The sequence below is a fragment of the Corallococcus terminator genome (genome assembly GCF_003611635.1).
GTDB lineage: Bacteria > Myxococcota > Myxococcia > Myxococcales > Myxococcaceae > Corallococcus > Corallococcus terminator.
This window is the reverse complement of sequence record NZ_RAVZ01000751.1, coordinates 1-721: the sequence shown is the minus strand read 5'-3', so window position 1 is coordinate 721 and position 721 is coordinate 1. Positions and strand designations below refer to the sequence as shown.

The 721-nt window shown below is 72.7% G+C and carries 1 pseudogene; it reads left to right on the top strand.

From position 1 onward, the window contains the following. Positions 1-721, top strand: a pseudogene (locus D7V88_RS41950) (tetratricopeptide repeat protein); the annotation flags it as partial.

Genomic DNA, 721 nt, shown 5'->3' with positions numbered 1-721 from the left:
GACGATCCGTTCTCCTTCGACGATGAAATCCCGCCCGCCGCGTACGCCTCGCCGGGCGTGGCCGCGCCCCGGGCCATCTCGCTCGATGCCGGACCTTCGGCGCCGGTGGCCCTCCCGGACGACTCGTTCAGCTTCGACATGGACGCCGCGCCCCAGGCCGCGGCTCCCATGGCCGCGGAAGACGACTTCTCCGAAGTGGGCAGCGGCGAGTTCTCCTCGCTCGACACCAGCGACTTCGGCGAGCGCGAGGACGTGACCCGCGTCGTCAGGCTCCCCGTCCCCACCGACGCCTTCCGCGAGCCCGCTGCCTACGGCACCCAGGAGCCCGCCGGCACCGCGCGCGACTTCGACTTCTCCGAGGACCCCGTCGCCCCCGCCGACACTGGCAGCGACTTCGGCAGCACGCCCGACTTCAGCAGCACGCCCGACTTCGACTTCGCGGAGGGCGACAACCTCCCCGTCCCCGCGCAGGCCGCGGCGGAGGACGCGTTCACCTTCGACATCAACGACCCGTCCAACGCCCACGGCCCCGCGGCCTCGCGGCCCCATCCGCAGACGTACGGCTACGGCTCCGAGCCCCAGGCGGACGCCTTCGCGATGGCGCCGCCCTCCTCCGAGCCCGAAGCGGATCCGTTCGGCCTCCCGCCGCCCTCCGACTACGCCCAGGCGTCCGTCCCCGACGAGGACCCCTTCGCCCCTGTCTCTTATACCCATCTGACGC